This is a genomic window from Streptomyces sp. NPDC006544, from assembly GCF_040611715.1.
Classification (GTDB): domain Bacteria; phylum Actinomycetota; class Actinomycetes; order Streptomycetales; family Streptomycetaceae; genus Streptomyces.
On sequence record NZ_JBEXOV010000029.1, the window covers coordinates 22726 to 49340 of the forward strand.

The window sequence follows — 26615 nt, forward strand, 5'->3', positions numbered from 1 at the left end:
GTCGCCCCCGCACGCCTTCGGGGCGGCGGCAGACGGTGCCCACCCGTCCGCACCACGTCATCACGAGGTGTTCCGCCATGCCTTCCTCCGTCACACCCGCCTCCGGCCCCTCCTCCGGTCCCTCCCCCGCGTCTCCCGCTCCGTTCACCTCCCCCGCCCGCCGCGCCGTGATCGGTGCCGCCGCGGCGCTCGCCGGCTCCGGCCCGCTCGCCGCCTGCGGGAGCTCCGGCTCCGGGAGGGGCGGCCGGGGCCACGGCTCCGCCCCCGGCGGCTACGTGGACCCGGCCGGGCCCGAGGTGCGGGCCGCCGAGGCCGCCCGCAAGGCCACCGGCCCGCTCACCGAGGTCCGGCTGACGGCCACCGCCACGCCGCTCGACCTCGGCGGCGGCCGCTCCGTCCACAGCTGGGCGTACGGGGACGAACTGCCCGGCCGAGAGGTACGGGTCACCGCGGGCGGCACGCTCGCCCTGACCCTGGCCAACCACCTCCCCGAGGCCACCTCACTGCACTGGCACGGCCTGGCGCTGCGCAACGACATGGACGGGGTGCCCGGGCTGACCCAGCGGGACATCGCCCCGGGCGGGTCGTTCACGTACCGGTTCGCCGTCACACAACCGGGGACGTACTGGTTCCACCCGCACTCCGGGCTCCAACAGGACCGCGGGCTCTACGCCCCCCTGATCGTGGAGGACCCGAGGGAGCCCCTCTCCTACGACAAGGAGTGGGTGGTGGTCCTGGACGACTGGCTCGACGGGGTGGAGGGCTCCACCCCGGACGCCGTGCTCGCCGAGCTCCGCAAGGGCATGGACACGGGCTCGGGCGGTGGCGGCCACGCGGGCCACGGCTCCATGGGCACGGCCACCCCGGGCGCCCCCTCGGCGGCCACTCCCGCGGCGGGAGCCGGCGGCGGCCCGTCGCGGGTCCTCATGGGCGGTGACAGCGACGTCCTCGGCAAGGACGCGGGCGATGTCGCGTACCCGCACTACCTCGTCAACGGCCGCACCCCCGAGGACCCGTCGGTCTTCACCGCCCGCCCCGGCGACCGGATCCGGCTCCGCGTCATCAACGCGGGCGGCGACACCGCCTTCCGGATCGCCCTCGGCGGCCACGAACTGACGGTCACCCACACCGACGGCTTCCCCGTCGAGCACACCGTGGCGCGCTCGCTGCTGCTGGGCATGGGCGAGCGGTTCGACGTCCTGGTGACGGCCGGCGACGGGGTCTTCCCGCTGACCGCGCTCGCCGAGGGCAAGGGGGGAGCGGCGTCCGCGCTCGCGCTGTTGCGCACCGGTACGGGGTCCGCGCCGACCGCCGCGACCCGGCCCGCCGAGCTGTCCGGCCGGCCGCTGCCGGCGGCCGGCCTGAAGGCCGCCGAGCCGGTGGTGCTCGCCGCGCGCGAACCGGACCGTACGGTGCGCATCAGGCTCACCGGCGGTATGGCCGCGTACGACTGGGCCTTCGACGGCAGGCCGTACGCGCCCGACCGGCGGCACCCCGTGAAGGCCGGGGAACGGGTCCGGCTGGAGTTCGAGAACGCCACGGCGATGTGGCACCCGCTCCACCTGCACGGCCACACCTTCGCGACCGGCGGCCGGGCGGGCGGGGCCCGCAAGGACACCGCGGTGATCCTGCCGAAGGGCCGGCTGACGGCGGACTTCGACGCCGACAACCCCGGCCTGTGGGTGGTGCACTGCCACAACGTCTACCACGCGGAGGCCGGAATGATGACCGTCCTGGGCTACCAGCGCTAGTCCCCCCTGCCGGGCCTCGGCGGGCCACCCGGGGTCCTGCCCCCGGAACCTGCCGGAGCCCACCCGGGGGCCCGCCGCAGACCTGCCGAGCCGGTCCGAGGTCCCGCCCCACGACCTGCCGGGGCCCGTCGCAGGGCCCGCCGGGGCACCGGTCGGGACCGCGCCCTCGTCCGGGCGGCGCCGGCCGGGCTCCTCCGGGCCGAATTGCGGGGCAGGCGGAGCGGCGTCCATGGCAGGCTGGTGATCGTCACGCGCCACTTTGCGAACTGAAGGACTGCCCACCGGTATGAGCACCCCGCCCAACCCGCCCAGCACCCCGTCCGTCCCGCCGACGGAGCCCACGGGGACACCCGCGCCCGAGGCGGCATCCATACCGGAGCCCGCGCAGCCCCTGTCGCTCGCAAAGCCCCCGGCGGCGCCCGAGCCGGCCCCGGTGACCGCAGCGGAGCCGAGACCGGAAGGGGCGCCTGACCAGGCCCCCGCCGCGGACCAGGCCGCCGCGCAGGCGCAGGTGCCGACCCCGGACCAGGCCCCCGCCCCGGCGACGCCCGCGGCCCCGGCCCAGGCCCCCGTCACGCCCGCGGCCCCGGCCGCCTTCGCCCCGGTCACGCCCGCCCCGCCGGCGGCTCCCGGAGGCCCCGCGTACGGCGCCCCGTACGGCGCCCCCGGCGCCCCCGCCAACCTCTGGGCCGCGCCCGGCGGTTCGTACCCCGGCCACCCCGGGCCCCCGCCCGCCACCAACGGCATGGCCGTCGCCGCCCTCGTGTTCGGCATCGTCGGCATCCTGCTCGGCCTCGTCCCCTTCCTCTTCTGGGCGGGAGCCCTCCTCGCCCTGGTCGGTCTCGGCCTCGGCATCGCCGCCGTCGTCCGCTCCCGCGGCGGCGCGCCGCGCGGTGCGATGGCCGTCGCGGGCACCGTTCTCGCCCTCGTCGGGCTCGGCGCCTCGGTCGGCGGCTACTTCATCACCCGCTCCGTCGTGGACAGGATCGACGCGAAGATCTCCGACGACCGCCGCCACGAGGACGACGGACCGGTCTTCCCCAGCAACCCGCCGCTCCCGACGCAGAAGCCCTCGCCGTCCCCGTCCCAGGTGCCCGGCCTCACCAGCGCGCTGCCGTTCGGCCAGACGTTCACGTACCCGAGCGGTGTGGAGGTGAAGGTCTCGCAGCCGAAGAAGTACGTCACCGACAGCGAGTACATCAAGGTGGGCAACGCGGTCGAGGTCACCCTCACGGTCACCAACAACTCGACCGAGACCCTCAACATCATCTACGCGGTGCCCAACCTCCGCGACGAGCAGGGCCTGGCCGGCAAGCTCGTCTTCGACGGGGAGATGCCCAAGATGATCAAGGGCGACATCCTGCCGGGCGCCTCGGCGACCGGGGTCATCGCCTACGAGGTCCCCAAGGGCACCTCGACCCTCACCGCCGACATCACCCCCGGCGGCCGCCTGCCCTCGGTGAAGTACAGCGGCCCGATCGGCTGACCCGGCCCGACCGGCCGACCCGGCCCGGCGGAATCGCCGAAATCAGCGGGCCCCAGGACATCGCGTCAGAAAGACGATTACACTGGGGCCCGTGCCTCAACTTCGCCTCGCTCTGAATCAGATCGACTCGCACGTCGGCGACATCGCCGCGAACGCCGACTCGGTCGTCCACTGGACCCGGCACTCCGCCGAACAGGGCGCCCACCTGGTGGCGTTCCCGGAGATGATGCTGACCGGGTACCCCGTCGAGGACCTCGCCCTGCGCGACTCCTTCGTCGAAGCCTCCCGTACGGCCCTGCGCGCACTCGCGGAGCGGCTGGCGGCCGAGGGCCTCGGCGACCTCCCGGTCGTCGTCGGCTACCTCGACCGGACGGAGAAGGCCGTGCCCCGGCTCGGCCGCCCGGCGGGGTCCCCGGAGAACGCGGCCGCCGTGCTGCACGGCGGGAAGGTCGTCCTGCGCTTCGCCAAGCACCACCTCCCCAACTACGGCGTCTTCGACGAGTTCCGGTACTTCGTGCCGGGCGACACGCAGCCGGTCGTCCGGGTGCGCGGCGTGGACGTGGCCCTGGCCATCTGCGAGGACCTCTGGCAGGAGGGCGGGCGCGTCCCCGCCACCCGCTCCGCGGGGGCCGGGCTGCTGATCTCGGTCAACGCCTCCCCGTACGAGCGCAACAAGGACGACCTGCGCCTCGAACTGGTGCAGAAGCGCGCCCAGGAGGCCGGCTGCACCCTCGCCTACCTGGCCATGATCGGCGGCCAGGACGAGCTGGTCTTCGACGGCGACTCCATCGTCGTCGACGCCGGCGGCAAGGTCATCGCGCGCGCCCCGCAGTTCTCCGAAGGCTGCGTGCTGGTCGACCTCGACCTGCCGGCCGCCTCGGCCACCCCGGTCGAGGGCACCGTCGACGACGGCCTGCGCATCGACCGCGTGATCCTCTCCGAGGAGCCGGTGGAGCCGTACGAGGCGGTCGTGGCCGGCGGCTACGCCGAGCGCCTGGACGACGACGAGGAGATCTACGACGCGCTGGTCGTGGGCCTGCGCGCGTACGTCAAGAAGAACGGCTTCCGCTCGGTGCTGATCGGGCTCTCCGGCGGCATCGACTCGGCGCTCGTCGCCGCCATCGCCTGCGACGCGATCGGCGCGCAGAACGTGTACGGCATCTCGATGCCCTCGAAGTACTCCTCGGACCACTCCAAGGGCGACGCGGCCGACCTGGCCGAGCGGACCGGCCTGAACTTCCGGACCGTGCCGATCGAGCCGATGTTCGACGCGTACATGGGGTCGCTCGGCCTGACCGGACTCGCCGAGGAGAACCTCCAGTCCCGGCTGCGCGGCACCATGCTGATGGCGGTCTCCAACCAGGAGGGCCACATCGTGCTGGCCCCGGGCAACAAGTCGGAGCTGGCCGTGGGCTACTCCACCCTGTACGGGGACTCCGTGGGCGCCTACGGCCCGATCAAGGACGTCTACAAGACGGACGTCTTCCGCCTGGCGCGCTACCGCAACCGGGCCGCCGTGGAACGCGGCGAGACCCCGCCGATCCCGGCCGCCTCGATCGAGAAGCCGCCGAGCGCCGAGCTGCGCCCGGGTCAGGTGGACACCGACTCGCTTCCGGACTACCCGGTCCTGGACGGGATCCTCGAGCTGTACGTGGACCGCGACCAGGGCATGGAGGCGATCGTCGCCGCCGGCTACGACGCCGAGCTCGTCGCGAAGACCCTGCGGATGGTGGACACGGCGGAGTACAAGCGCCGGCAGTACCCGCCGGGCACGAAGATCTCCGCGAAGGGCTTCGGCAAGGACCGCCGGCTGCCCATCACGAACGGCTGGCGCGAGCGCGCGTAGTCGTCGGTACGCCGGTGCCCCGGCCGCTCCTCGGAGCGGCCGGGGCACCGGCGTACCCGCGTACCCGCGGGCCGGTCGGCGGGACTACGGCTTGACGGTGACCCGGGCCGCGATCGGCAGGTGGTCGCTGCCCGTGCGGGGCAGGGTCCAGGAGGCCTCGGGGGTGACGCCGCGGACCAGGATCTGGTCGATGCGGGCCATCGGGAACTGCGCGGGCCAGCTGAAGCCGAAGCCGTCGCCGGAGGCGCCCTGGGTGGAACGCAGCTGCGAGGTGACCTCGGACAGGGCCCGGTCGTTGACGGTGCCGTTGAGGTCTCCGAGCAGGATGACCTTGGCCAGCGGTTCGGCGGCGAGCGCGGCGCCGAGGGCGTCGGCGCTGTTGTCGCGCTGGTTGGCGGTGAAGCCGGCGTTGAGCTTGACCCGGACGGAAGGCAGGTGCGCGACGAAGGCGGCGACGTCCCCGTAGGGGGTCCGGACGGTGGCGCGCATGGCCCGGGTCCAGCCCATCTTGATGTCCACGGGCTTGCTGGAGATCAGCGGGTACTTGCTCCACAGGCCGACGGTGCCTTCGACGGAGTGGTACTTGTAGGTCCCCGCGAGGGCCTTCTCGTACGCGGGGACCGCGCTGCCCTTGAGCTCGGTCAGGGCCAGGACGTCGGCCCCGGCCTTGGCCACGGACGCGCCGGTGCTCGCCGGGTCGGTGTTGTCGGCGTCCACGTTGTGGGTGGCCACCGTCAGGTTGCCGCCGCCGTGGGACTTGTCGGTGACCAGGCCGCCGAAGAGGTTCGCCCAGACCGAGGCGGTCACCAGTATCGCGATCAGCGCGGTCGCGGACCTGCGCAGCAGCGCGGCGGCGAACAGCACCGGGACGGTCAGGCCCAGCCAGGGCAGGAAGGTCTCGATGAGGCTGCCGAGGTTGCCTATGTCGTTGGGCAGCGAGGCGTGGAAGATCATGACGAGCGAGACCAGCGCCGCGAGCCCGGCGAGCACGATTCCGCGCCGCCAGATGCCGCGGTCACCCCGCAGATCGGCCAGCCGGCGTCGGAGACCGGTTCGGGAGGGCTCGGACTCCGGGCCGTCGCTCCCCTTCTCCGTCATGTACGCCTGTGCCATGCCGCTGCCCTCACTGCCGTGCTCGCGCTCCGTCCCCGCCCCTTGACCCTAGGCGATATACGGAGCGTTCCGTGCCGATTGTCTCGGCCGTACGTCCGGGAGGACGAACGGCCGAGCGGCCGCAGTTCCACTTGTCACGAAACGCACACATGGGCTCCGGCGCGCCGCACCGGCCGCCGGGCGCGCGCCCGGCGCGGGCCGGAAGTGTGATGAACGGCGAAGGAACCCGTCTTCGTGCCACTTCCGCCACGGGCCGGACCAGTGCCACCATGGGGGTGAGTCCGGGGACGCCGTAAGGGCGCCTCGAGATGAACACCAAGGAGCAGTTGCAATGACGCCTGCCGTTTCGCCTGCCCACGAGGCCGCCTCCCCCACCCTGTACGGAGGCTCGGGCACCCGGCGCATCACCGTCCGCGACCTCACCCTCGCCAAGGAACGCGGCGAGAAGTGGCCCATGCTCACCGCCTACGACGCGATGACGGCGTCCGTCTTCGACGAGGCCGGGATCCCGGTCATGCTCGTCGGCGACTCGATGGGCAACTGTCACCTCGGCTACGAGACCACCGTGCCCGTCACGATGGACGAGATGACCATCCTGTCGGCGGCCGTCGTACGGGGCACCAGCCGCGCCCTGATCGTCGGCGACCTGCCGTTCGGCTCGTACCAGGAAGGCGCCGTCCAGGCGCTGCGCAGCGCCACCCGGCTCGTCAAGGACGCCGGGGTCGGCGCGGTGAAGCTGGAGGGCGGCGAGCGCTCGCTGGCCCAGACCGAGCTGATCGTGCAGTCCGGCATCCCGGTCATGTCCCACCTCGGCCTGACCCCGCAGTCGGTGAACGCCATGGGCTACCGCGTGCAGGGCCGCGGCGACGAGGCCGCGCACCAGCTGCTGCGCGACGCGAAGGCGGCACAGGACGCGGGCGCCTTCGCGGTCGTCCTGGAACTGGTCCCGGCCGAGCTGGCCGCCGAGGTCACCCGGTCCCTGCACATTCCGACGGTCGGCATCGGCGCGGGCTCGGAATGCGACGCGCAGGTGCTGGTGTGGACGGACATGATGGGGCTGACCAGCGGCAAGCTGCCGCGCTTCGTCAAGCAGTACGCGAACCTGCGCCGGACCATGGGCGACGCGGCGAAGGCCTTCGCCGAGGACGTGGTCGGCGGAACGTTCCCGCAGGCGGAGCACGCGTTCCACTGACCCCGCGCACGGCCCGCCGGCCCCCGGGCCGGCGGGCCCTCCGTGTTCCCGGCGCGCCGGCCCGCCGGCTGTCGGTGAGCTGTCGGCGTCCTGTCGGTCGGCTATAGGCGTTCTGTCAGCGGCGGATGCTCTGATGGTCCGCATGACGCGAAACGACAACACTCCCCCGAACGGCTCGCACGCCGTAAAGGTGCGGGGGCTGGTCAAGCACTACGGCGAGACCAAGGCCCTCGACGGCGTGGACCTCGATGTCCGCGAGGGCACCGTCCTCGGGGTACTGGGCCCCAACGGCGCGGGCAAGACCACCCTGGTGCGCTGCCTGTCCACCCTGGAGGTCCCGGACGCCGGCACCGCCTTCGTCGCCGGTTACGACGTGGTCCGCCAGCCCCGGCAGCTGCGCCGCACCATAGGGCTGACCGGCCAGTACGCGTCGGTCGACGAGAAGCTCTCCGGCTGGGAGAACCTCTACATGATCGGCCGGCTGCTGGACCTGTCCCGCAAGGACGCCCGGAGCCGCGCCGACGAGCTGCTGGAGCGGTTCTCCCTCACGGAGGCCGCGAAGAAGGCCGCCATGCACTACTCCGGGGGCATGCGCCGCCGGCTCGACCTGGCCGCCTCCATGATCGGCCGACCGGCCGTCCTCTACTTGGACGAGCCGACGACGGGCCTGGACCCCCGCACCCGCAACGAGGTGTGGGACGAGGTGCAGCGGATGGTCGCCGAGGGCGCCACCGTCCTGCTCACCACCCAGTACATGGAAGAGGCCGAGCAGCTCGCCAGCGAGCTGACGATCATCGACCGGGGCCGGGTCATCGCCAACGGCAAGGTCGACGACCTCAAGGCCCGCGTCGGCGGCCGCACGCTGAAGATCCGTCCCGTCTCCGCCGCCGACCTGCCGGGCATGGCCCGCTCGCTCGCGGAGGCCGGGCTGGACGGGGTGGCCGGCTCCCAGGCCGTGCCGGACGAGGGCGTCCTGCTGGTCCCGATCCTGAGCGACGAGCAGCTGACCGCCGTGGTCGGCCTGCTGGCCACCCGCGGGTACCAGATCGCCGACCTCGGCACCTACCTTCCCAGCCTCGACGAGGTGTTCCTGTCCATCACCGGCCAAAAGCCCTCGTCGTCCGAGGACGCCACGCCTTCGGGCCTTCCCACCGAGCAGACCGAGGAGGTCGCGGCATGAGCACCGTAACCACGACGAAGCCCACCAGTCCCGCGGCCGCCCCTGAGCGGCGGCGGCCGGCCGGCGACGACGGCCGGATCGGCCTGCGGGGCAACCTGCGGCACATCGGCGCCCTGGTCCGCCGCAACACCCTGCAGATCAAGCAGGACCCCGAGTCGATGTTCGACGTCCTGTTCATGCCGATCATCTTCACGCTGCTGTTCGTGTTCGTCTTCGGCGGCGCGATCTCCGGCAAGGGCAACCAGGCGGAGTACGTCAACTACGTGGTGCCCGGCCTGATGGCCATGATGGGCATGAACATCGCCATGGCGGTGGGCACCGGAGTCAACGACGACTTCAAGAAGGGCGTGATGGACCGCTTCCGGTCCATGCCGATCGCCCGGTCCTCCGTGCTCCTCGCCAAGATCGTGGTCGAGCTCGGCCGCATGATGGTCGCCATCGGGATCCTGCTCACCGTCGGCTTCATCCTCGGCCTGTCGATCAAGACCTCGGTGCTGGAGCTGTTCCTCTCCATCGGCCTGTCGGCGGTCTTCGGCGCCTCGCTGATGTGGATCTTCATCCTGCTCGGCCTGACCATGAAGACGGCGCAGGCCGTCCAGGGCATGGCGATGCTGGTCCTGATGCCTCTGCAGTTCGGCAGCTCCATCTTCGCCCCGCCGTCCACGATGCCCGGCTGGCTGCAGTCCTTCACCGACTACAACCCGCTGTCCAACCTGGCCGACGCGGCGCGCGGCCTGATCAACGGCGGCCCGGTCGCCCACTCCGTGTGGATGACCCTCGCCTGGTCCGCGGCCATCACGGCGGTCACCATGCCGCTCGCCGTCCGCAAGTTCCGCCAGAAGACCTGATCGGGGCGGCCCGTCCGGATCGCGTCCCGGACGGGCCGTGGTGCAGCAGGGACCCGATCAGACGAGGGCGGTGGCCTCCTCCTGGGAGAGGCGGCCGCCTTCGGCGTACGCCGCCTCGTACGCGGCGTCGCCGAGCGCGGCCCGGGCCAGCCGCTCGGCCCGCTCGACATCGGCGCGCTCCGTGGTGACCGGGAAGTGGCGGGGCGGCAGCAGCGCACGGTAGGCCCCGACCAGCCGCGCGGCGTCGTACGCCCGGTGCGGGCCGCCGATCCCGGCGTGGGAGACGGCGGCCGTCAACAGGTGCACGGCCGGCAGCTGGGGGGCGATCAGCAGGGCGAGCAGGTCGTGCGCGCGCTCCAGGGCCAGGCGGACCATGACGAGGGCGTCCTCGAACTTGTCCTCCAGGTTGTCCAGCCAGGCCATCGCGCCGAGGATGACCCCGTCGAAGATGGCGTAGGCGCCGATCGCGAACTCCTCGCGCAGGGACTCGAGCTGCGCGCGGGCCTCGGCGACGCGGCCGGTGCGGCCGTAGACGCCGGCGAGGAACATCCGGGCGACGGGCCTGGCCTCGTTGCCGATGTGCTCGAATCCGGGAAGGAGGCCGTTCAGGATCTCCTCCGCCTCCTCGACGTGGCCGCCCTCGACGAGCGCCCCGGCCATCCGCACCTGCAACACCATGACCTGGGCCTTGGCGCCGAGCCTTCGGGCGTGTTCGATCGCGGCCCGGTAGTCCTGGGCGGCCAGGGCGTACGCGCCGCCCTTCTCCAGGGCCTCGGCGCGTGCGGAGAGCGCCTCGGCGCAGCCCCAGTCGTCGCCCAGCTCGCGGAAGATCGTCAGGCTCTCCTCGGCGTCGCGGGAGGCGTCGCCGGCCCAGTCGGCGCGGTTGGCCAGCACGTTGGCGCGCAGCTGGAGGGCGGAGGCGAGCTCCCAGCGGTAGCCGAGCCCGCGGGCGGTCTCCACGGTCTTCTGGATGACGTCGTGGAGCAGCCCGGGCTCGCCCGCGATCATCACGGCGTAGACCCACAGGATCCCGGGCGACCGGCAGGTCTGCGGCAGCCCCGGCCGGTAGGCGGTGATCATGGCGTCGACCTGGGCCCGGATCTCCGGGCTCGACCAGTTGAGGTCCGTCTGGTCCCGGGCGGCCAGGCACATGATCTGGATGCCGCGCCAGGCCTCGGTGAGCAGCTCGCCCTCGTAGGGCGGGGGCGCGTCGACGACCCGCTCGTAGACGGGCTCGGCGGGCAGGACGGGCGCGGCGAAGGGGTCGGGGCCGAGCGCCGCGGCGGCTCCGGACCAGTGGCGGAGCTCGACGCGCAGGTCGTGCATCTGCCAGTACCAGACCAGGGAGTGGACGAGGCAGAGCACCTCGCCGGCGTCCTGTGCGGCGACGGCGCGGCGCAGGGCCGTACGGAGGTTCTCGTACTCGGTGGAGATCCGGTCGGCGGCCGCGCGCTGGCCGTGGCCGCGGAGCAGCGGCTCGAGGGCGCGGACGAGTTCGCGGTAGTGCGTGAGGTGGCGGCGCTCGGTGGCGGCGCGGTCGCCGCCGGCCTCGGTGAGCCGCTCGGCGGCGTACTCGGCGACGGTCTCCAGGAGCCGGTAGCGCATGGCACCGCCCGTCGCGTCGGGGGCGGCGACGACGAGGGACTTGTCGACGAGGGAGCCGAGGAGTCCGGCGACGTCGACGGTGTCGACCGCTCCGGGGGTGACGGCCGGCTCGGCCCCGTCCAGTACGTCGGCGCAGACGGCTTCGGCGGCTTCGAGGTCGCAGCCGCCGGCGAAGACGGAGAGGCGGCGCAGGACGGCGCGCTCGGACGCGTCGAGGAGGTCCCAGGACCAGTCGACGACCGCGCGCAGGGTCTGCTGGCGGGGCAGGACGGTACGGCTCCCGCCGGTCAGCAGCCGGAACCGGTCGTCGAGGCGGTCGGCGATCTGGCGCGGCGTCAGCAGGCGCAGCCGGGCGGCGGCCAGCTCGATCGCGAGCGGCATCCCGTCCAGGCGGCGGCAGATCTCGACGGCGGCGGCCGGGTCCTCGTCGACGCGGAACCCGGCCCGGGCGGCGGAGCCCCGGTCTTCGAGCAGCCGCAGCGCCACGGGGTCGGGCAGCGGCTCCACCGGGCGCAGCGTCTCGCCGGGCACGCCGAGGGGTTCGCGGCTCGTGGCGAGGATCTGCACGCCGGGGCAGTGCGTCAGGAGGTGGTCGGCGAGGTCGGCGGCGGCGCCGATGACGTGCTCGCAGTTGTCGAGGACCAGCAGCAGGCGGCGCCGGGCGCAGTGCTCGGCCAGACGCTCCAGGGAACTGTCCCCGCCCCGTTCGGTGAGCGCGCGCAGTTCCTCGGCGGAGGCGCCGCGCAGCTTGGTCTCGCGGGCGCCGAGCGCGGCGAGGGCCGCCTCGGCGACGTCCTCGGGGTCGTCCACGGGAGCGAGCTCCACGAGCCACACCCCGTCGGGCCACGTGCCCCCGGCGTGCGCCTCGGCGGCCTCCTGCGACAGCCTCGTCTTCCCGGCGCCGCCAGGACCGAGGAGCGTGACGAGCCGCGCCCGCGCGAGATCGTCCCCGATGACCCGGATGTCGTCCTCGCGCCCGACGAAGGTCGTCAGCCGGGCCCGCAGATTGCCCTGCCCGGGCGGTACGGGGCCCTGCGCGGCGAAACCTTCCTGGGGACCGGGACCGGTGGCCCCGACGGGACCGGCGGCCGGGCCGGCGTCGGCGGGCGGGCCGGCATCGGCGGGCGGGCCGGCGTCGGCGGCCTCGGGGGGTGCGGACCGCCGCGGCCGGAGCGTGCCGACCGGAGGGACCGTGTCCGCGGCGGACACGGGGGCGGGAGCGGCGACCCGCGGCGCCGTGACCGCGAGGGGCGGGGCCGTGGCGTCTGCGTCAGCGTCGGCTTCGGGTGGCGTGAGGAGGGCGGCGTGGAGGGTCCGGAGGGCGGGGCCCGGGGTGGTGCCCAGCCGGGCGGCCAGGCCGCGCCGGACCTCTTCGAAGGCGGCCAGCGCCTCCGCCGGCCGGCCCGCGTCGCGCAGGGCGCGGATGCGCAGGGCCTGCAGCGGCTCGTCCAGGGGCAGGCCCGCGCACAGCGCGGTGAGCTCGGGCAGGGCCCGCTCCGCCTCGCCCAGCGCGAGCGCAGCCTCCCAGCGGCCCCGCCGCGCGTCCAGCCGTAGCGCCTTCCAGCGGGCGGCCCGCGCCTGCGAACCGGGCAGGGAGCTCAGCGGCTCGCCGCTCCACAGGGCGAGCGCCTCGTCGTACAGGGCGGCCGCGTCGGCCGGCGAGCCGGCCGCGGCTCCCGCCCCGGCCAGCCGCTCGAAGCGGTACAGGTCGATGTCGTCCTTGGCGGCGACGAGCAGGTAGCCGTCCTCCCCCGACCGCACGGCCGCGTGCCCCAGTGCCCGTCGCAGCCGTCCCACCAGGGCCTGGAGCGCCGCGACGGCGTCGGCCGGCGGGTCCCCGTCCCACACCTGCGCGACCAGCGAGGCCACCGGCACCGCCCTTCCGGGCCGCAGCGCGAGTGCGGTCAGGAGCGCGCGCAGCCGCGCACCGCCGACCGGGACGGTGCTCCCGTGGTCGTCTATGGCTTGGGTGATCCCGAGAATCGCGTAACGCACCGCCCCATTGTCTCCGTACCGGGGGCCCCTCCGCCGCCGTGTTTTCGCAAGGTAGGTTCCCGGTATGGATCGCCTGGGGTACCGCAACCGTAGCCACGACCGCAGCGAGCAGCGGATCAGTCCCGTGTTCCTCGGCATCGTCGCCGTCATGTCGGTGACCGGGTGGGCCGTGTGGACGGGGTACTCGGCCAGTACCGGCCTGGCCGTCTTCCTCTTCGTCACGGCGGCGTGGATCGTCTCCCTCTGCCTGCACGAGTACGCGCACGCCCGCACCGCCCTGCACAGCGGGGACCTCAGCGTCGGCGCCAAGGGCTACCTGACCCTGAACCCCCTCGCCTACACGCACGCGCTGCTCAGCATCGTCCTGCCGGTGATCTTCGTGATCATGGGCGGCCTGGGTCTGCCCGGCGGCGCGGTGTACATCGAGCGCGACCGGATCGAGGGCCGCTGGCGGCACAGCCTCATCTCGGCGGCCGGCCCGCTGACGAACGTGGCCTTCGCGGCCGTCTGCACGGCCCCGTTCTGGCTGGACGCCCTCGACGGGGTGCCGCTGCCGTTCCGCTTCGCGCTCGCCTTCCTCGCCTTCCTCCAGGTCTCGGCGGCGATCCTGAACTTCCTGCCGGTCCCGGGCCTCGACGGCTACGGCATCATCGAGCCCTGGCTCTCCCACCGGATCCGCCGCGAGGTGGCGCCGCTGGCCCCCTTCGGGCTGCTGGCCGTCTTCGCGCTGCTGTGGGTCCCGGAGGTCAACGCGTACTTCTTCGGCGTGGTGGACGGGCTGATGTCCGCCCTGGGCGTGAGCGACCTGGAGAGCTATTGCGGCCGCGACCTCTACCGCTTCTGGCAGGAGACCAGCGGCTACTGCACGACCACCGACGGGACCTGAGGGGATCCGGACGGGAACGGGCGTGCCCTGACGGAACGGGCGGCGAAGGACCGGTCCCCGCCGGGAACCACCGGGAACTAGACGGCGGCGCGCGCCTTCTCGACCTTCGCCCTGCGCACGTAGAACCAGGCCATGTTCGACGTGACGCCGGCCATCAGCACCCAGACGATCCCGAGCAGGCTGCCTTGGACGAAGGAGACGACGGCCGCGGCCGTCGCGAGGACGCAGAGGACGATGGCGAAGACGGCAAGGCGGGGCATGTCTGAAGCTCCTCGGAGGCACTGAAGCGGTTCAAGCCCTCCCAGTGTCCCCCATGGCCGCGCGTGCTCCCGTCCGGCCGTTTTCCACTTTCTCGTGATCTGTCCCGCCCGCCACGGCTACGGTTCGCCGGGGGCGCACCCTCACGCGGTGCGAAGCACCCACGCGACGACAGCCCGGCCGCCACGGTCCGCCACGGACGACGCCGGGCGACTGGGGGGAACACATGCAGGAAATCACGAAGGGCGCGAACGTCAGCCTGACCGCCCTCAGCGAGGACGCGGGTGCGGTCGTCGTGAGCCTGAGCTGGAGCAGCGCCTCCGGAGCCGGTGACGCGGACGTCTCCGTGGTGCTGCTGGACGGGAACGACAAGATCCGCGACGAGAACGACTTCTACTTCTACAACAACCCGGCGGCCGCCGACGGAAGCGTGCAGCTGCTGGGCAAGACGCCCACCGACAACGGCGACGAGGACCGCATCAGCGTCGACCTGACCGCGGTTCCCGGGGAGGTCGCGAGGATCGTGGTCGCGGCCAGCCGGTACGGCGGTGCCCGCTTCGGGGACCTCGACGACCTGCGGATGTCGATCGCGGACCGCTCGGGCGAACCCCTGGTCGGCTACTCGATCGACGACGCGAGCGTGGAGACGGCCTTCATCTTCGGCGAGCTGTACCGGCGGGGCGAGGAGTGGAAGTTCCGCGCGGTCGGCCAGGGCTACGAGACCGGCCTCGCGGGCCTGGCGACGGACTTCGGCATCCCGGTGCTGGAGGAGACCGAGGAGGAGGAGACGGCGGGGGCGGGGGCGGAGGCCGGCGCATCGCCGGATGCGGCGGGCGCCGCGCGTCCGGTGGACCCTGTGAACCCTGTGAACCCCGTGGCCGCCGTGGACCCCGTGGGCCCGGCGGACACCGCGCAAGCCGTCGCGGCGGCGCCGCCCGCCCCCGTCGCTCCCGTCTCCCCGGCCGTCCCCGTCGCCTCCCCCGTGCCGGCCCAGACCCGCGGCCGCGGCCCCCGCACCACCAGGAAGAAGGTCACCCTGCCCAAGGTGGCCCCGAAGTCGCTCGCCGAGAACGAGTCCTGGACCCAGGCCCGCCTGTTCCCGGTCCCCTCGCTCAAGAGCGACAGGGAACGGGAGGTCCGCGCCACCTCGGTCCTGCTCTCGGTCATGGCCCAGGTCCCGGAGTTCGGCCGCCGCCTCACCGCCGCCTTCGGCGCGCCCGCCGGCCGGATGCAGACCTTCACCGAGGTCGTGCTCCCCCACGGGGACGCTCCGCGCCGCCCGGACGGCGTGATCCGGGTGGAGCGCGCGGGCAAGCTGTGGACCGCGCTCGTGGAGACGAAGACCAACGGCACCCCGCTCAAGGCCCAGCAGATCCAGGAGTACATGGACATCGCCGCCCGCCGCGGCTACGAGGCCGTGATCACCGTCTCCAACGACGTGGCCCTCGAAGGCCGCCCCATGGTGGACGTGAAGACCGACGGCCGGCGCAAGCACAAGGTCAGTCTCTGGCACCTGTCCTGGGCCGAGGTCGCGCACCAGGCCCAGATGCTGATCCGGCACGAGGGCGTCGGCAACGCCGCGCACGCCTGGCTCCTGCAGGAGCTCCTCGAGTATCTGCGGCACGAGCAGTCGGGCTGTCACGGGTTCCAGAACATGGGCGCCGCGTGGGTACCGGTACGCAAGGGCATCGAGGACGAGACCCTCAGCCACGGTGACGTCCGGGCCGTGGAAGTGGTCGAGAGCTGGGAACGGCTGATCCGGCAGGTCTGCCTGCGCCTGGGCGGGGAGCTCGGCCAGAAGGCACTCCCGGTGCAGCGGGCCCGGCGGGGCAGCGATCCGCAGGCCCGGCGCGTCGCGGCGGCAGAGGCCCTGTGCACCGGCGGCAAGCTCTCCGCGGAGTTGCGCGTCGACGGGACCAGCGGTGTCATCGCGGTGAGCGCCGACCTCAGGACGTCCAAGGTCCGCACGTCCGTCGACGTGCCCGCACCCGAGGGCGCGTACCCGCTGGCCGCGGCTAAGCGGCTGCTCAAGCTGCTCGCGGAGGCGCCGGCCGACCTGCACGTGGAGAGCCTCGTCGAGGCCGGGAACGGGCCGCGCGGCACGCTGGAGCGGCTGCGCCCCGAGCCGGGCGACCTGCTGCCCGCGAACGGCGCGGCGGTCGTGGGGTACCGGCTGTCGCTGCTCAAGGGCATGGGCAGTACGCGCGGCAACACGGAGTCCGGTTTCATCCGGAGCGTGGACGAGGCCGTGGACCGCTTCTACCGGGGCGTGGTGACCCATCTGGTTCCGGCCGAGGGCCGTGCGGGGCGCCGGGGCTGACCCGCTGCTCACACCCCGGCCGCCCGGTTCCGCGAGGATCCGGGCGGCCGGGGAGCCGGGTCCGGGCCGGACGCCGGGGCGGCGGCCCGGGCATCCCCTCGCCTTAGTGGGCCGCGCGGCAGGCCCCGTTCGCGTCCGTCGCGGAGATGCCGGCCGCCTGGAGGCTCGCGACGCAGCTGGTCTGGTTGCCGATCTCGCCCTGGTAGCAGGCCTGTCCGACGGCGTCCGTGGTCTTCTTGCCGTGCTGTACGAGGTACTGCTCGCAATCCTGGACGCTGGTGGGGGCGGCGGTGGCGGCCGGGGCGGCGAAGACGGCGCCGCCGGCGGCCAGGACCAGGCCGGCGAGGATGCTGGGGATACGGGCCGACGGACGCATGCGGATGCACCTGCTCTCTCGGTCGGTCACGCGATCCGCGAGTGCGCCGGACCACGGGCGGGGGCGGCGAGGAGCGGGCACTCCGGGGGGCGGCCGGCTCTGCGCATCGATCGTCCCCGCCCTTCCGACGCTAGAGCACCGCACCGGCGCCCGCACGTCCGCCCGCGTTCCAGCAGGCCGCCCGGTGCCGCGAGGGCGGCACCGGGCCGACGCGGTGGCCGCTAGACGTCCGTGACGCGCAGGCCCGCGTGGGCCTTGTAGCGGCGGTTGGTGGAGATGAGGTTGGCCACCAGGGATTCGACCTGGTGGGCGTTGCGCAGCCGACCGGCGAAGACGCCGCGCATGCCCGGGATGCGGGCGGCGAGGGCCTGGACGATGTCCGTGTCGGCGCGGACCTCGCCGAGGACCATCACGTCGGTGTCGATCTCCTCGATCGACTCGTCCTGGAGGAGGACCGCGGAGAGGTGGTGGAAGGCCGCCGTGACCCGGGAGTCCGGGAGCAGGGCTGCGGCCTGCTGGGCCGCGCTGCCCTCGTCGACCTGAAGGGCGTACGCGCCCTGCTTGTCGAACCCGAGCGGGTTGACGCAGTCGACCACGAGCTTGCCCGCGAGGTCCTCGCGCAGCGACTCCAGGGTCTTGGCGTGGCCCTCCCACGGCACCGCGATGATCACGATGTCGCTGCGGCGCGCGCACTCGGAGTTGTCCGCGCCCTCCACCCCGAGGCCGAGCTCTTCGGCGGCGGTGCGCGCGCGGTCGGCGGCGCGGGATCCGATGATCACCTTCTGGCCGGCCCGGGCGAGCCGGTAGGCGAGGCCGCGGCCCTGGTCGCCGGTGCCGCCGAGGACGCCCACGACGAGACCGGAGATGTCGGGGAGGTCCCACGGGTCCTTGGCGGGAGCCTTCGCGGGGGGCTGCTGGGTGCTGTCTGTGGAGGTCATGGGGGCGAGGGTAACGCCGGGACGGGCAGACGCGAATGCGCGCGGGGTGTGAGGTCGCCGCGCGGCGGGGGCGGGACGCGGGCGCGGTAAGGGGGCGGTTGGGGGGAACGGCTCCCACATGTCCCTTCTGTGCGGCAGGATGCCGGTATGGATGCCGTGAGAGTCGCGCTGCTGCGCGAGGTACTCGCCGGTACGGAGTGGCCCGGCGCCGCGCGCCGCTTCGCCGGGGCGCTGCGGCGGTCCGTCGTGCCGGCCGGCGGGAACCTGCTGCTGGTGGGGACCGAGCTGTACGAGCCCTGGCACATGGCCGCGCACCTGGTCGACGAGGCCGCCTGGTCCGGACTGCCCGAGCTGGCGCCCACGCTCGTACGGCACCACGTACTGCCGGGCGACGCCCCGCACCTCTCGGTCGGCCTGACCCGGCTGGCGGCCGCCCGGCGCGGGCACACCGTGCTGGTGGTGGCTCCGGAGCAGCCCGGCGGGGGGCTCCTGGAACGGGTCCACGACGCCCGGCGCGCGGGGGCGACGGTGCTGTCCTTGGACGGCGGGGATCCGGCTCTCGGGACGCTCGCGCACGAGACCCTGTCGGTCCCCGGAGGCGCGGCCGAACTGGACCTGGACACCGTGCAGCACCTGGTCAGCGCGGCGGCCGGGGAGAACGGCCTGCCCGTGCAGCGCGGGACGCGGCGGTTGCGGGACCGGCTGGCGCGGCTGGCCGATCAGCTGACCGCGCCACCGCCCAGCCGCTGGTAGCCGCGGCCGCCCGGGGCCGCATGCCGAGCGCCCCGGGGCCGCACGCCGGCCGCCCGCCCGCCCGCCCGCCCGCCCGGGGCCATACGGCTAGGGAGCGGTTCCGTCGCCCTCGCGCGTCGTGTCGTTCCATTGCGGGTCGTTCTGCCATTCGAGGTTGCGCTCCTGCGCCGTCTCCATGGCGTGCGTGGCCTCGTCCGGCGTCGCGTAAGGGCCGAAACGGTCCTTCGCCGGGCACTCGGGCCCTTCCTCGACCTTCTTGTGGACCAGGCAGTAGTACCACTCGCCCGGTTTGCCCACCTGGCGCTTCTTGAACAGGGCCATCGTCCTCGGGCTCCTCTCTCCGTCGCTCTCTGCCGCCATGCTGCCCCATACCCGCTCGATACACTCGCTTGCATGTCTGGCCAGTCGCTGCTCGTACCAGGCGAGCTCACCCCCGTCCGTTCCGTTCCCGGAAACATCCGCCGGCCCGAGTACGTGGGCAAGCCCGCGCCCACGCCGTACACCGGACCGGAGGTGCAGACACCCGAGACGATCGAGGCCATGCGCATCGCCGGCCGGATCGCCGCCCAGGCGATGGAAGAGGCCGCCAAGCTGATCGCGCCGGGGGTGACCACCGACGAGCTGGACCGGGTCGCCCACGCGTACATGTGCGACCACGGCGCCTATCCCTCGACGCTGGGCTACCGCGGCTTCCCCAAGTCCCTGTGTTCCTCGGTCAACGAGGTCATCTGCCACGGGATCCCCGACTCGACCGTCCTGCGGGACGGCGACATCGTGAACCTCGACGTGACCGCGTACATCGGCGGGGTGCACGGCGACAACAACGCCACGTACCTCTGCGGCGACGTGGACGAGGAGTCCCGGCTTCTCGTGGAGCGCACCCGGGAGGCCCTGAACCGGGCCATCAAGGCCGTGAGGCCGGGCCGCCAGATCAACATCATCGGCCGGGTCATCGAGTCGTACGCGAAGCGCTTCGGCTACGGCGTGGTCCGGGACTTCACCGGCCACGGAATCAACTCGTCCTTCCACTCCGGCCTGATCGTCCCGCACTACGACAGCCCGCACGCCACCACCGTCATCGAGCCCGGGATGACCTTCACCATCGAGCCGATGCTGACCCTGGGCACCCACGAGTACGACATGTGGGAGGACGGCTGGACGGTCGTCACGAAGGACCGCAAGCGCACCGCGCAGTTCGAGCACACGCTCGTGGTCACCGACACCGGGGCGGAGATCCTGACGCTGCCCTGAACCGGAGAGATTCACGTCCCGGAGGTTTTTACCGACAAGGCGTCGGGAACACATTGACGTAAGCCTCACCAGGAGGATCGGTGTGGCGGCACGGCCGCCACACCCGTCCCCTCCTCTTCTTCCGATGTTCCGGAGGTCCGCCTTGGACGCCTTCTCCACCGTCATCCGCGTCGCCTCGCACGAGCAGCACACCGAGGCGGAGACCTCGACCTTCATGAGCGACCTGCTCGGCGGCCGGCTCGGGGTGGACGCGTACACGCGCTACACCGAACAGCTGTGGTTCGTGTACCGGGCCCTGGAGGACGCCGCCGAGGCCCTCAGGGACGACGCGGTGGCCGGGCCGTTCGTGCGGCCGGAGCTGATGCGCGGGGCGGCGATCGAGCGCGACCTCGCCCACCTGCGGGGTCCGCGGTGGCGCGAGACGCTGGTGGCGCTGCCCTCGACCGAGGCCTACGCGGCCCGCGTGGCCGAGTGCGCGGCCTCCTGGCCGGGCGGGTACGTCGCCCACCACTACACCCGCTACCTGGGCGACCTCTCCGGCGGCCAGATCATCCGCGACAAGGCGGAGCGGACCTGGGGCTTCGAGCGCAAGGGCGACGGCGTCCGCTTCTACGTCTTCGCCGACATCCCCAACCCGGCGGCCTTCAAGCGGACCTACCGCGAGCTGCTGGACGCGATCGCCGCGGACGACCTGGAGAAGCAGCGCATCATCGACGAGTGCAAGCGCGCCTTCGGCTTCAACGGGTCGGTGTTCCGCGAGCTGGGCGAGCAGTTCCCCCTGAGCGCGTAGCCCCTGCGGCGGGCGGGGCGCCGGCCGCCGGTCCGGCAGGGCGGTCCTCCTCGGTGCGGACCATCCGCGCGGTCAGTTCCGGGACCCGTACGCGGCTGCGGCCGCCGTCCTCGGTTCTGGTGGCACCCGTCCGCGGACCCAGGCCGCGCAGCGGGTTCCCGCCCGGGTCGAAACGGACGCGGCCGCCGATCTCGATCGTGCCGTCCGGGCCGGGGGCGGTGAGGATCTGGGAGCCCGCGCCCTGGGTGATGTTCAGGGCCCGGTTCAGCTCGGCCGTCAGCAGGATCGCCGCCGAGCCGGTGGCCTCGTCCTCGGCGATCACCCCGTCGGAGCGGCGCGGGAAACCGCGGGCCCGGATCCGGCCCGCGGCCTCGTCCTCCCACGCCCATGCGTACAGCCAGCCCTCGCCCGGCGGCGGAGCCTCCAGCGCCTCCACCGCGGTGGCGTCGGCGTACTGCTCGGTGCGCTTGCCCTCGACCCACTCGGGCCGGGCGGTGATCCAGGTGAACTCCCCGTCGTCGCGCGCCCATACGGCGCCGGCCGGGGGCCGGAGCTCCTCGATGTCGAGCAGCCACGCGACGCCGACCAGGGGGTGCCCGGCGAAGGACATCCGGGCTCCGGGTGTCCGGATGTCGACGACCCCGCGCTCGGGGTCGTCGACGAACACCGTCTCGCTGTAACCGAGTTCGGCGGCCAACGCCTGCCGGGACGCGTCGTCGGGGCAGGTCCGGCCGTCACGTACGACGCCGAGCAGGTTGCCGTGGCCGCCGTCACCCGCGCAGAAGACCCTCAGGACGTCGAGATCGTTCACGCGGGCATTGAAGCACGGCCCGGTTCCTGCCGTCCGCCGCCCGCGCGCCGCGAAGACCGCGCCGCCGCCGACTCGGCGCGCGGGCGCCGGAGGTGCTCCCGCACCCGCGCGCCGGGACTCCGCCGGCTCGGTCCGCCACGGAGGGTTGACCTCCGCTTGACCATTCCTTGGGAATGCGATGGGTCGGCCGTGACGACCCCGTGTCCGGCGGCCGAACATGTGGCCTGAATCACTGGACGCGCGGGTATGGGTGAGGTAAGCCTCGGTTAAGTTAGGTCCGCCTCACCGGCCGCCCCCACATGATCGGGGCGGCCGTCTGCCGAACGCCAGACTGCCAGGAGCCTCCTATGCGTCCCGCCCGCCTCACCGTCGTCACCGCGGCCGCCGTGGTGGCCGCCCTCTCCGCGGTCACCGGCTGCTCCGAGAAGAGTGACGCGTCCGGCGACGGCACGATCCGCGTGGCGGCCTCCGACACCGCCTGCGAGGTCTCCGCCAAGGAGTTCCCCGCGGGCAAGGTGGTCTTCGAGGTCGAGAACAAGGGCTCCAAGGTCACCGAGCTCTACGTCCTCTTCCCCGACGACCGCATCGTCGCCGAGCGCGAGAACATCGGCGCCGGCACCAAGGCCAGCATCACCGCCGAGCTCAAGGCGGGCGACTACGAGATCGCCTGCAAGCCCGGCATGAAGGGCGACGGCATCCGCCAGCAGGTCACGGCCACCGGCAAGGGCGGCACCGAGAAGCGCAGCCCCGAGGCCGACGCCGCGGTCGCCTCGTACCGCAAGTACGTGCAGGAGCAGGCCGACGAGACCATGCCCAAGGCCCAGGCCTTCGCGGACGCGGTCAAGGCCGGCGACGTCGAGGCCGCGAAGAAGGCGTACGCGCCCTCGCGCATCGGCTGGGAGCGCACCGAGCCGGTCGCCGAGTCCTTCGGTGACATCGACCCGAAGGTCGACGTCCGCGAGGACGGCCTGGAGCCGGGCCAGGACTGGACCGGCTGGCACAAGTTGGAGAAGTCCCTCTTCGCCGACAACAAGATCGACGACGCGGACAAGAAGCTCGCCGACACCCTGATCGCCGACCTGACCGAATGGCAGAAGAAGGTCGGCCAGGCGGAGATCACCCCCACCTCGATGGCGAACGGCGCCAAGGAGCTCCTCGACGAGGTCGCCACCGGCAAGGTGACGGGCGAGGAAGAGCGCTACTCCCACACCGACCTGGTCGACTTCAAGGCCAACGTCGAGGGCGCGGAGAAGGCGTACGAGCTGCTCAAGCCGATCATCTCGAAGAACGACCCCGCGCTCTCCGCCGAGCTGGAAAAGCAGTTCGCGGCGCTGAACAACCTGCTGGAGAAGTACCGCCCGAACAAGGCCGCCTACGAGTACACCGCGTACGACAAGGTCGGCGACGCGGAGCGCAAGGAGCTCTCGGACGGCGTCAACGCGCTGGCCGAGCCGCTCTCGAAGCTGGCCGCCGCGGTCGCGAAGTAATTCCGGTAACGGCAGAACAGGCGGGAGACCCGGATGACCGAGTCAGTGTCCGAACAGAGCCCCGAGCGGGGACCCGAAGGGGTGTCCGCGCAGGAGCAGGCCAAGGGCGCGCCCTCGCGGCGCTCCGTCCTCGGCTGGGGCGGTGCGGGCCTCGCGCTCGGCGCCGCCGCGGCCGGCGGCACGGCCCTGGCCCTTTCCAGGGACTCGGACTTGGTCTCGGCGGCCTCCGCCGGGGCGGCCGTGGCCTTCCACGGTGAGCACCAGGCCGGTATCGCCAGCGCCGTCCAGGACCGCCTGCACTTCGCGGCCTTCGACGTGAAGACGAAGGACCGCGGCGAGCTGGTCAAGCTCCTCAAGGACTGGACCGAGGCGGCCCGGCTGATGACGGCCGGTCACCCGGTCGGCGAGGGCGGCTACGGCGGTCTCCCGGAGGCCCCGCCGGACGACACGGGCGAGGCCCTGGGCCTGAAGGCCTCCCGCCTCACCCTGACCATCGGCTTCGGTCCGGGCCTGTTCGCCAAGGACCGTTTCGGTCTGGAGGGCAAGCGCCCCGAGGCCCTGGTGGACCTGGAGCCCTTCCCCGGCGACAACCTCGACCCGGCCCGCTCGGGCGGCGACCTGTGCGTCCAGGCCTGCGCCGACGACCCGCAGGTCGCGGTGCACGCCATCCGCCAGCTCGCCCGCATCGGCTTCGGCAAGACGGCGGTGCGCTGGTCGCAGCTCGGCTTCGGCAAGACCTCGTCCACCACCCCGGACGCGCAGACCCCGCGCAACATGATGGGCTTCAAGGACGGCACCCGGAACGTCTCGGGCACCGACAGCGCGGCGCTGGACAAGCACGTGTGGGTCGGCGCGGGCGACGGCAGCGCCTGGCTGACCGGCGGCTCGTACCTGGTGGCCCGCCGCATCCGGATGAACATCGAGACCTGGGACCGCACTCCGCTCGGCGAGCAGGAGGACATCTTCGGCCGCGACAAGGGCGAGGGCGCCCCGGTCGGCAAGTCCAAGGAGCGCGACGAGCCGTTCCTGAAGGCGATGAAGCCGGACGCCCACGTCCGTCTCGCCCACCCGGACACCAACAACGGCGCGACGATCCTGCGCCGCGGCTACTCGTTCACCGACGGCACGGACGGACTGGGCCGGCTCGACGCGGGCCTGTTCTTCCTCGCCTACCAGCGCGACGTCCGCAAGGGCTTCGTTCCGATCCAGCGGCAGCTGTCCAAGAACGACGCGCTCAACGAATACATCCAGCACGTGGGTTCGGCCGTCTTCGCCGTCCCGCCGGGCGTCCGCGACAAGGACGACTGGTGGGGCCGGACGCTGTTCGCGTAGGGACCGGGAGAACCGAAGTGTTCAGCAATTATCTGATCGGGCTGCGCGAGGGGCTGGAAGCCAGCCTCGTCGTCTGCATCCTCATCGCCTACCTGGTGAAGACCGGCAACAAGGACAAGCTGGCACCGCTGTGGCTGGGCGTCGGCCTGGCCGCCGCCCTGTCGCTGGCCTTCGGCGCGGGCCTCGAATTCGGCACCCAGGAACTGACCTTCAAGGCGCAGGAGGCCATCGGCGGCTCCCTGTCGATCATTTCGGTCGGCCTGGTGACCTGGATGGTCTTCTGGATGAAGCGCACCGCGCGGCACCTGAAGGCCGAGCTCCAGGGCAAGCTCGACGCGGCGCTCGCGATGGGCACCGGCGCGCTGGTGACCACCGCGTTCCTGGCCGTCGGCCGGGAGGGCCTGGAGACCTCGCTGTTCGTGTGGCGCTCGGTGCACGCCGCCGGCAACGGCACGGGCCCGCTGATCGGCGTCCTGCTCGGGATCGGGTCCGCGATCCTGCTGGGCTGGCTGTTCTACCGGGGTGCGCTGAAGATCAACCTGTCGAAGTTCTTCACCTGGACCGGCGGCATGCTGGTCGTCGTCGCCGCGGGCGTGCTCGCGTACGGGGTGCACGACCTGCAGGAGGCGGACTTCCTGCCGGGTCTGGCCAGCAGGGCCTTCGACATCAGCACGACGGTCCCGCCGGACAGCTGGTACGGAACCCTGCTGAAGGGCACCTTCAACTTCCAGCCGGACCCGACCGTGCTCCAGCTCGTGGTGTGGCTGGCCTACCTGATCCCGGTCCTCACGCTGTTCCTGGCCCCGTCGGTGATCCGCCGCAGCAAGGCCGGGCAGGCGCCGGAGCTGAAGCCGAAGCCGGAGCCGACCCGGTCCTGATCACCACAGCCGGTCCACCGTCCCCGGGTGGAGCGGTACCCGAACGCCGGTGAAGACCGCACGGACCCCGTCCGTGCGGCCTTCGCCGTCCGCGGTGAAGAAGGCCGCCAGGACGAGCTTGTCGAAGCCGGGGGCGTCCGTGGCCAGCGGGTCGGCGGGGGTGCCGCCGACCAGGACGGTGCCGGGGAGCACCTCGAAGCCGGCGGCCTCGTAGAACGGGGCCAGTGCCCGGTCGCAGCTGAACAGCGCGAGGTCCACCGCCGGGTCCGCGGCGAGCACGGCCCGGGCCGCGGCCACCAGCCTGGCTCCGTGGCCGCGGCCCCGCAGCCCGGCCCGGGTGACCACCCCGCTCAGCCCGGCCGCGCGGTACGTGCGCCCCTCCTCGAACCGGACCGGCTTGTACAGCAGCGCCAGCGAGGCGGTGACGCTGCCGCTCCCGTCGAGCAGGAGCACCGCCTTCGGCGCGAGCGCCGGATCGTGGCCGGCGGCCGCCCCGGGCCACGCCTGCTCCTCGAGGGCCGCCACCTGCGCGGCGAGCCCGGCGGGCAGGGCCTCGTGGACCTCGGTCCGCAGCCCGGTGCCCGCGACCGGGTGCGCGGGGGCACGCCCGGCGGGATGCTCGACGGGACCGCTCATGACGGGATGCGCACGCCCGCGCCGCCCACACGGACCCGCGGATCGTCCGCGCGCAGTTCCACCGTGAGGTGACCGGGGCGGCCCATGTCCGCGCCCTGGTGGAGGGTGAGCACGGAGTCGGCCGGGACCAGGCCGAGCTCGCGCGCGTACGCCCCGAAGGCCGCCGCGGCGGCGCCGGTCGCCGGGTCCTCGACGACGCCGCCGACGGGGAAGGGGTTGCGTACGTGGAACTCCACCGGGCCCGCGCGGTGCACGAGCTGGACGGTGGTGAGATCCAGGCGCCGCATCAGCGCCTCCAGCCGGGCGAAGTCGTAGTCGAGGTCGGCGAGCCGGGCCCGGGTGGCCGCGCCGAGCACCAGGTGGCGGGCTCCGGCGTAGGCGATCCGCGGCGGGAACTGCGGGTCCAGGTCGGCGGCCGGCCAGTCGATGGCGGCCAGCGCCTCGGCGAGGTCGGCCGGGTCCAGGTCCTCGGTGTGCGGTTCGACGCTGGTCAGGGTGGCCCGCAGGGCGCCCCCGTCCGCCCGCGTCACCGAGACGGGCACGGTGCCCGCCCGGGTCGAGAAGACCAGCTCGCCGGGACCGATCCGCTCGGCGAGCGCCACGGCGGTGGCCACGGTGGCGTGCCCGCAGAAGGGGACCTCCGCCTTGGGACTGAAGTAGCGCACGGTGAAGCTCCGGCCCTCCGCACCGCCGAGACCCTCGGGCGGGGCGGTGAGGAAGGCGCTCTCGCTGTAGTTCAGCCGGGCGGCGATCTCCAGCATGGCGGCCTCGTCGAGGCCGGTCGCGTCGAGCACGACTCCCGCGGGGTTGCCGCCGGCGGGGTCTTCGGAGAACGCGGTGTAACGCAGCACGTCGGTCATGCTCGCCTCAACCCGGCCCCCCG

Annotated in this window: 22 protein-coding genes and 1 pseudogene; 14 read left to right on the forward strand and 9 right to left on the reverse strand. The window is 73.2% G+C overall.

Annotated elements, in window-relative coordinates; genetic code table 11:
* The first annotated feature begins 77 nt into the window (after positions 1-77).
* From ABZY44_RS16200 to ABZY44_RS16210, 3 genes are all read left to right on the forward strand, one after another.
* Positions 78-1751, forward strand: coding sequence for a multicopper oxidase family protein (locus ABZY44_RS16200; protein WP_356654136.1), 1674 nt, complete (start codon positions 78-80; stop codon positions 1749-1751).
* 286 nt (positions 1752-2037) lie between these two features.
* A complete protein-coding gene (locus ABZY44_RS16205; protein ID WP_356654138.1) occupies positions 2038-3237 on the forward strand; it encodes a DUF4352 domain-containing protein in 1200 nt (399 codons plus the stop codon).
* 91 nt (positions 3238-3328) lie between these two features.
* The gene (locus ABZY44_RS16210) at positions 3329-5083 is read left to right on the forward strand and encodes an NAD+ synthase (RefSeq protein ID WP_356654140.1); all 1755 of its coding nucleotides are present in this window, start codon (positions 3329-3331) and stop codon (positions 5081-5083) included.
* 84 nt (positions 5084-5167) lie between these two features.
* Here ABZY44_RS16210 and ABZY44_RS16215 read toward each other — a convergent pair whose 3' ends face one another.
* On the reverse strand, positions 5168-6196 hold the full coding sequence (locus ABZY44_RS16215; RefSeq protein WP_356654142.1) for an endonuclease/exonuclease/phosphatase family protein: 1029 nt from the start codon (positions 6194-6196) through the stop codon (positions 5168-5170).
* Positions 6197-6527: 331 nt separating this feature from the next.
* On the opposite strand from ABZY44_RS16215, the gene panB reads away from it, so the two are divergent.
* The 3 genes from panB to ABZY44_RS16230 all read left to right on the forward strand — a co-directional run bounded on the left by panB (position 6528) and on the right by ABZY44_RS16230 (position 9416).
* Positions 6528-7388: a 3-methyl-2-oxobutanoate hydroxymethyltransferase gene (gene panB / locus ABZY44_RS16220; protein WP_356654144.1), complete on the forward strand. Its 861-nt coding sequence runs from the start codon at positions 6528-6530 to the stop codon at positions 7386-7388.
* Between the two features lie 133 nt (positions 7389-7521).
* Positions 7522-8568, forward strand: a complete 1047-nt coding sequence (locus tag ABZY44_RS16225; protein ID WP_356654146.1) for an ATP-binding cassette domain-containing protein — start codon at positions 7522-7524, stop codon at positions 8566-8568.
* Positions 8565-9416, forward strand: a complete 852-nt coding sequence (locus tag ABZY44_RS16230; protein ID WP_356654148.1) for an ABC transporter permease — start codon at positions 8565-8567, stop codon at positions 9414-9416. Before ABZY44_RS16225 ends, ABZY44_RS16230 begins: the two co-directional genes overlap by 4 nt.
* Positions 9417-9473: 57 nt before the next feature.
* On the opposite strand, the gene ABZY44_RS16235 is transcribed toward ABZY44_RS16230, so the two are convergent.
* Positions 9474-13016 carry a BTAD domain-containing putative transcriptional regulator gene (locus ABZY44_RS16235; RefSeq protein WP_356654150.1) on the reverse strand — a complete coding sequence of 1181 codons (3543 nt, stop codon included), beginning with the start codon at positions 13014-13016 and terminating at the stop codon, positions 9474-9476.
* A gap of 64 nt (positions 13017-13080) precedes the next feature.
* On the opposite strand from ABZY44_RS16235, the gene ABZY44_RS16240 reads away from it, so the two are divergent.
* Positions 13081-13902 carry a site-2 protease family protein gene (locus tag ABZY44_RS16240; protein ID WP_356654152.1) on the forward strand — a complete coding sequence of 274 codons (822 nt, stop codon included), beginning with the start codon at positions 13081-13083 and terminating at the stop codon, positions 13900-13902.
* A gap of 77 nt (positions 13903-13979) precedes the next feature.
* On the opposite strand, the gene ABZY44_RS16245 is transcribed toward ABZY44_RS16240, so the two are convergent.
* Complete coding sequence (locus tag ABZY44_RS16245; RefSeq protein WP_356654154.1) at positions 13980-14162, reverse strand: hypothetical protein; 183 nt, start codon at positions 14160-14162, stop codon at positions 13980-13982.
* Positions 14163-14386: 224 nt separating this feature from the next.
* Here ABZY44_RS16245 and ABZY44_RS16250 point away from each other — a divergent pair, with 224 nt between their 5' ends.
* Positions 14387-16480, forward strand: coding sequence for a TerD family protein (locus ABZY44_RS16250; RefSeq protein ID WP_356654156.1), 2094 nt, complete (start codon positions 14387-14389; stop codon positions 16478-16480).
* Positions 16481-16583: 103 nt separating this feature from the next.
* Here the strand turns inward: ABZY44_RS16250 and ABZY44_RS16255 are convergent, their stop codons facing one another.
* Together ABZY44_RS16255 and npdG are read right to left on the reverse strand one after the other, a co-directional pair.
* On the reverse strand, positions 16584-16856 hold the full coding sequence (locus ABZY44_RS16255; RefSeq protein ID WP_356654158.1) for a hypothetical protein: 273 nt from the start codon (positions 16854-16856) through the stop codon (positions 16584-16586).
* Positions 16857-17077: 221 nt separating this feature from the next.
* Positions 17078-17794 (reverse strand): NADPH-dependent F420 reductase, encoded by a 717-nt coding sequence (gene npdG / locus ABZY44_RS16260; RefSeq protein ID WP_356654160.1) that lies wholly within the window; start codon positions 17792-17794, stop codon positions 17078-17080.
* A 147-nt stretch (positions 17795-17941) separates the two neighbouring features.
* Between npdG and ABZY44_RS16265 the strand changes: the two genes are divergently transcribed.
* Positions 17942-18547 carry a hypothetical protein gene (locus tag ABZY44_RS16265; RefSeq protein ID WP_356654162.1) on the forward strand — a complete coding sequence of 202 codons (606 nt, stop codon included), beginning with the start codon at positions 17942-17944 and terminating at the stop codon, positions 18545-18547.
* 87 nt (positions 18548-18634) lie between these two features.
* Here ABZY44_RS16265 and ABZY44_RS16270 read toward each other — a convergent pair whose 3' ends face one another.
* A complete protein-coding gene (locus ABZY44_RS16270) occupies positions 18635-18868 on the reverse strand; it encodes a hypothetical protein (protein ID WP_356654164.1) in 234 nt (77 codons plus the stop codon).
* A 72-nt stretch (positions 18869-18940) separates the two neighbouring features.
* Here ABZY44_RS16270 and map point away from each other — a divergent pair, with 72 nt between their 5' ends.
* Positions 18941-19798 (forward strand): type I methionyl aminopeptidase, encoded by an 858-nt coding sequence (gene map / locus ABZY44_RS16275; protein WP_356654166.1) that lies wholly within the window; start codon positions 18941-18943, stop codon positions 19796-19798.
* 124 nt (positions 19799-19922) lie between these two features.
* The gene (locus tag ABZY44_RS16280; RefSeq protein WP_356654168.1) at positions 19923-20588 is read left to right on the forward strand and encodes a biliverdin-producing heme oxygenase; all 666 of its coding nucleotides are present in this window, start codon (positions 19923-19925) and stop codon (positions 20586-20588) included.
* Positions 20589-20763: 175 nt separating this feature from the next.
* Here the strand turns inward: ABZY44_RS16280 and ABZY44_RS16285 are convergent.
* A pseudogene (locus ABZY44_RS16285) lies at positions 20764-21399 on the reverse strand (PhzF family phenazine biosynthesis protein); the annotation flags it as partial.
* 347 nt (positions 21400-21746) lie between these two features.
* On the opposite strand from ABZY44_RS16285, the gene efeO reads away from it, so the two are divergent.
* The 3 genes from efeO to efeU are packed head-to-tail and all read left to right on the forward strand — an operon-like array spanning position 21747 to position 25096.
* A complete protein-coding gene (gene efeO, locus ABZY44_RS16290) occupies positions 21747-22886 on the forward strand; it encodes an iron uptake system protein EfeO (protein WP_356654170.1) in 1140 nt (379 codons plus the stop codon).
* Positions 22887-22919: 33 nt separating this feature from the next.
* A complete protein-coding gene (gene efeB, locus ABZY44_RS16295) occupies positions 22920-24218 on the forward strand; it encodes an iron uptake transporter deferrochelatase/peroxidase subunit (protein ID WP_356654172.1) in 1299 nt (432 codons plus the stop codon).
* 17 nt (positions 24219-24235) lie between these two features.
* Positions 24236-25096, forward strand: coding sequence for an iron uptake transporter permease EfeU (gene efeU / locus ABZY44_RS16300; protein ID WP_356654174.1), 861 nt, complete (start codon positions 24236-24238; stop codon positions 25094-25096).
* On the opposite strand, the gene ABZY44_RS16305 is transcribed toward efeU, so the two are convergent.
* Positions 25097-25732, reverse strand: coding sequence for a GNAT family N-acetyltransferase (locus ABZY44_RS16305; protein WP_356654176.1), 636 nt, complete (start codon positions 25730-25732; stop codon positions 25097-25099). It abuts the gene before it with no gap.
* Positions 25729-26592, reverse strand: coding sequence for a PhzF family phenazine biosynthesis isomerase (locus ABZY44_RS16310; protein ID WP_356654178.1), 864 nt, complete (start codon positions 26590-26592; stop codon positions 25729-25731). Before ABZY44_RS16310 ends, ABZY44_RS16305 begins: the two co-directional genes overlap by 4 nt.
* Positions 26593-26615 lie beyond the last annotated feature (23 nt).

What these genes read in the sequence shown, in the direction of transcription:
- ABZY44_RS16225 (WP_356654146.1), top strand. Translation starts at nt 7,522, where the DNA reads ATGGTCCGCATGACGCGAAACGACAACACTCCCCCGAACGGCTCGCAC.
- efeB (WP_356654172.1), top strand. Translation starts at nt 22,920, where the DNA reads ATGACCGAGTCAGTGTCCGAACAGAGCCCCGAGCGGGGACCCGAAGGG.
- map (WP_356654166.1), top strand. Translation starts at nt 18,941, where the DNA reads ATGTCTGGCCAGTCGCTGCTCGTACCAGGCGAGCTCACCCCCGTCCGT.
- panB (WP_356654144.1), top strand. Translation starts at nt 6,528, where the DNA reads ATGACGCCTGCCGTTTCGCCTGCCCACGAGGCCGCCTCCCCCACCCTG.
- ABZY44_RS16200 (WP_356654136.1), top strand. Translation starts at nt 78, where the DNA reads ATGCCTTCCTCCGTCACACCCGCCTCCGGCCCCTCCTCCGGTCCCTCC.
- ABZY44_RS16245 (WP_356654154.1), bottom strand. Translation starts at nt 14,162, where the DNA reads ATGCCCCGCCTTGCCGTCTTCGCCATCGTCCTCTGCGTCCTCGCGACG.
- ABZY44_RS16205 (WP_356654138.1), top strand. Translation starts at nt 2,038, where the DNA reads ATGAGCACCCCGCCCAACCCGCCCAGCACCCCGTCCGTCCCGCCGACG.
- ABZY44_RS16265 (WP_356654162.1), top strand. Translation starts at nt 17,942, where the DNA reads ATGGATGCCGTGAGAGTCGCGCTGCTGCGCGAGGTACTCGCCGGTACG.
- ABZY44_RS16215 (WP_356654142.1), bottom strand. Translation starts at nt 6,196, where the DNA reads ATGGCACAGGCGTACATGACGGAGAAGGGGAGCGACGGCCCGGAGTCC.
- ABZY44_RS16240 (WP_356654152.1), top strand. Translation starts at nt 13,081, where the DNA reads ATGGATCGCCTGGGGTACCGCAACCGTAGCCACGACCGCAGCGAGCAG.
- ABZY44_RS16270 (WP_356654164.1), bottom strand. Translation starts at nt 18,868, where the DNA reads ATGGCCCTGTTCAAGAAGCGCCAGGTGGGCAAACCGGGCGAGTGGTAC.
- ABZY44_RS16230 (WP_356654148.1), top strand. Translation starts at nt 8,565, where the DNA reads ATGAGCACCGTAACCACGACGAAGCCCACCAGTCCCGCGGCCGCCCCT.
- ABZY44_RS16250 (WP_356654156.1), top strand. Translation starts at nt 14,387, where the DNA reads ATGCAGGAAATCACGAAGGGCGCGAACGTCAGCCTGACCGCCCTCAGC.
- npdG (WP_356654160.1), bottom strand. Translation starts at nt 17,794, where the DNA reads ATGACCTCCACAGACAGCACCCAGCAGCCCCCCGCGAAGGCTCCCGCC.
- ABZY44_RS16255 (WP_356654158.1), bottom strand. Translation starts at nt 16,856, where the DNA reads ATGCGTCCGTCGGCCCGTATCCCCAGCATCCTCGCCGGCCTGGTCCTG.
- efeO (WP_356654170.1), top strand. Translation starts at nt 21,747, where the DNA reads ATGCGTCCCGCCCGCCTCACCGTCGTCACCGCGGCCGCCGTGGTGGCC.
- ABZY44_RS16310 (WP_356654178.1), bottom strand. Translation starts at nt 26,592, where the DNA reads ATGACCGACGTGCTGCGTTACACCGCGTTCTCCGAAGACCCCGCCGGC.
- ABZY44_RS16280 (WP_356654168.1), top strand. Translation starts at nt 19,923, where the DNA reads ATGTTCCGGAGGTCCGCCTTGGACGCCTTCTCCACCGTCATCCGCGTC.
- ABZY44_RS16305 (WP_356654176.1), bottom strand. Translation starts at nt 25,732, where the DNA reads ATGAGCGGTCCCGTCGAGCATCCCGCCGGGCGTGCCCCCGCGCACCCG.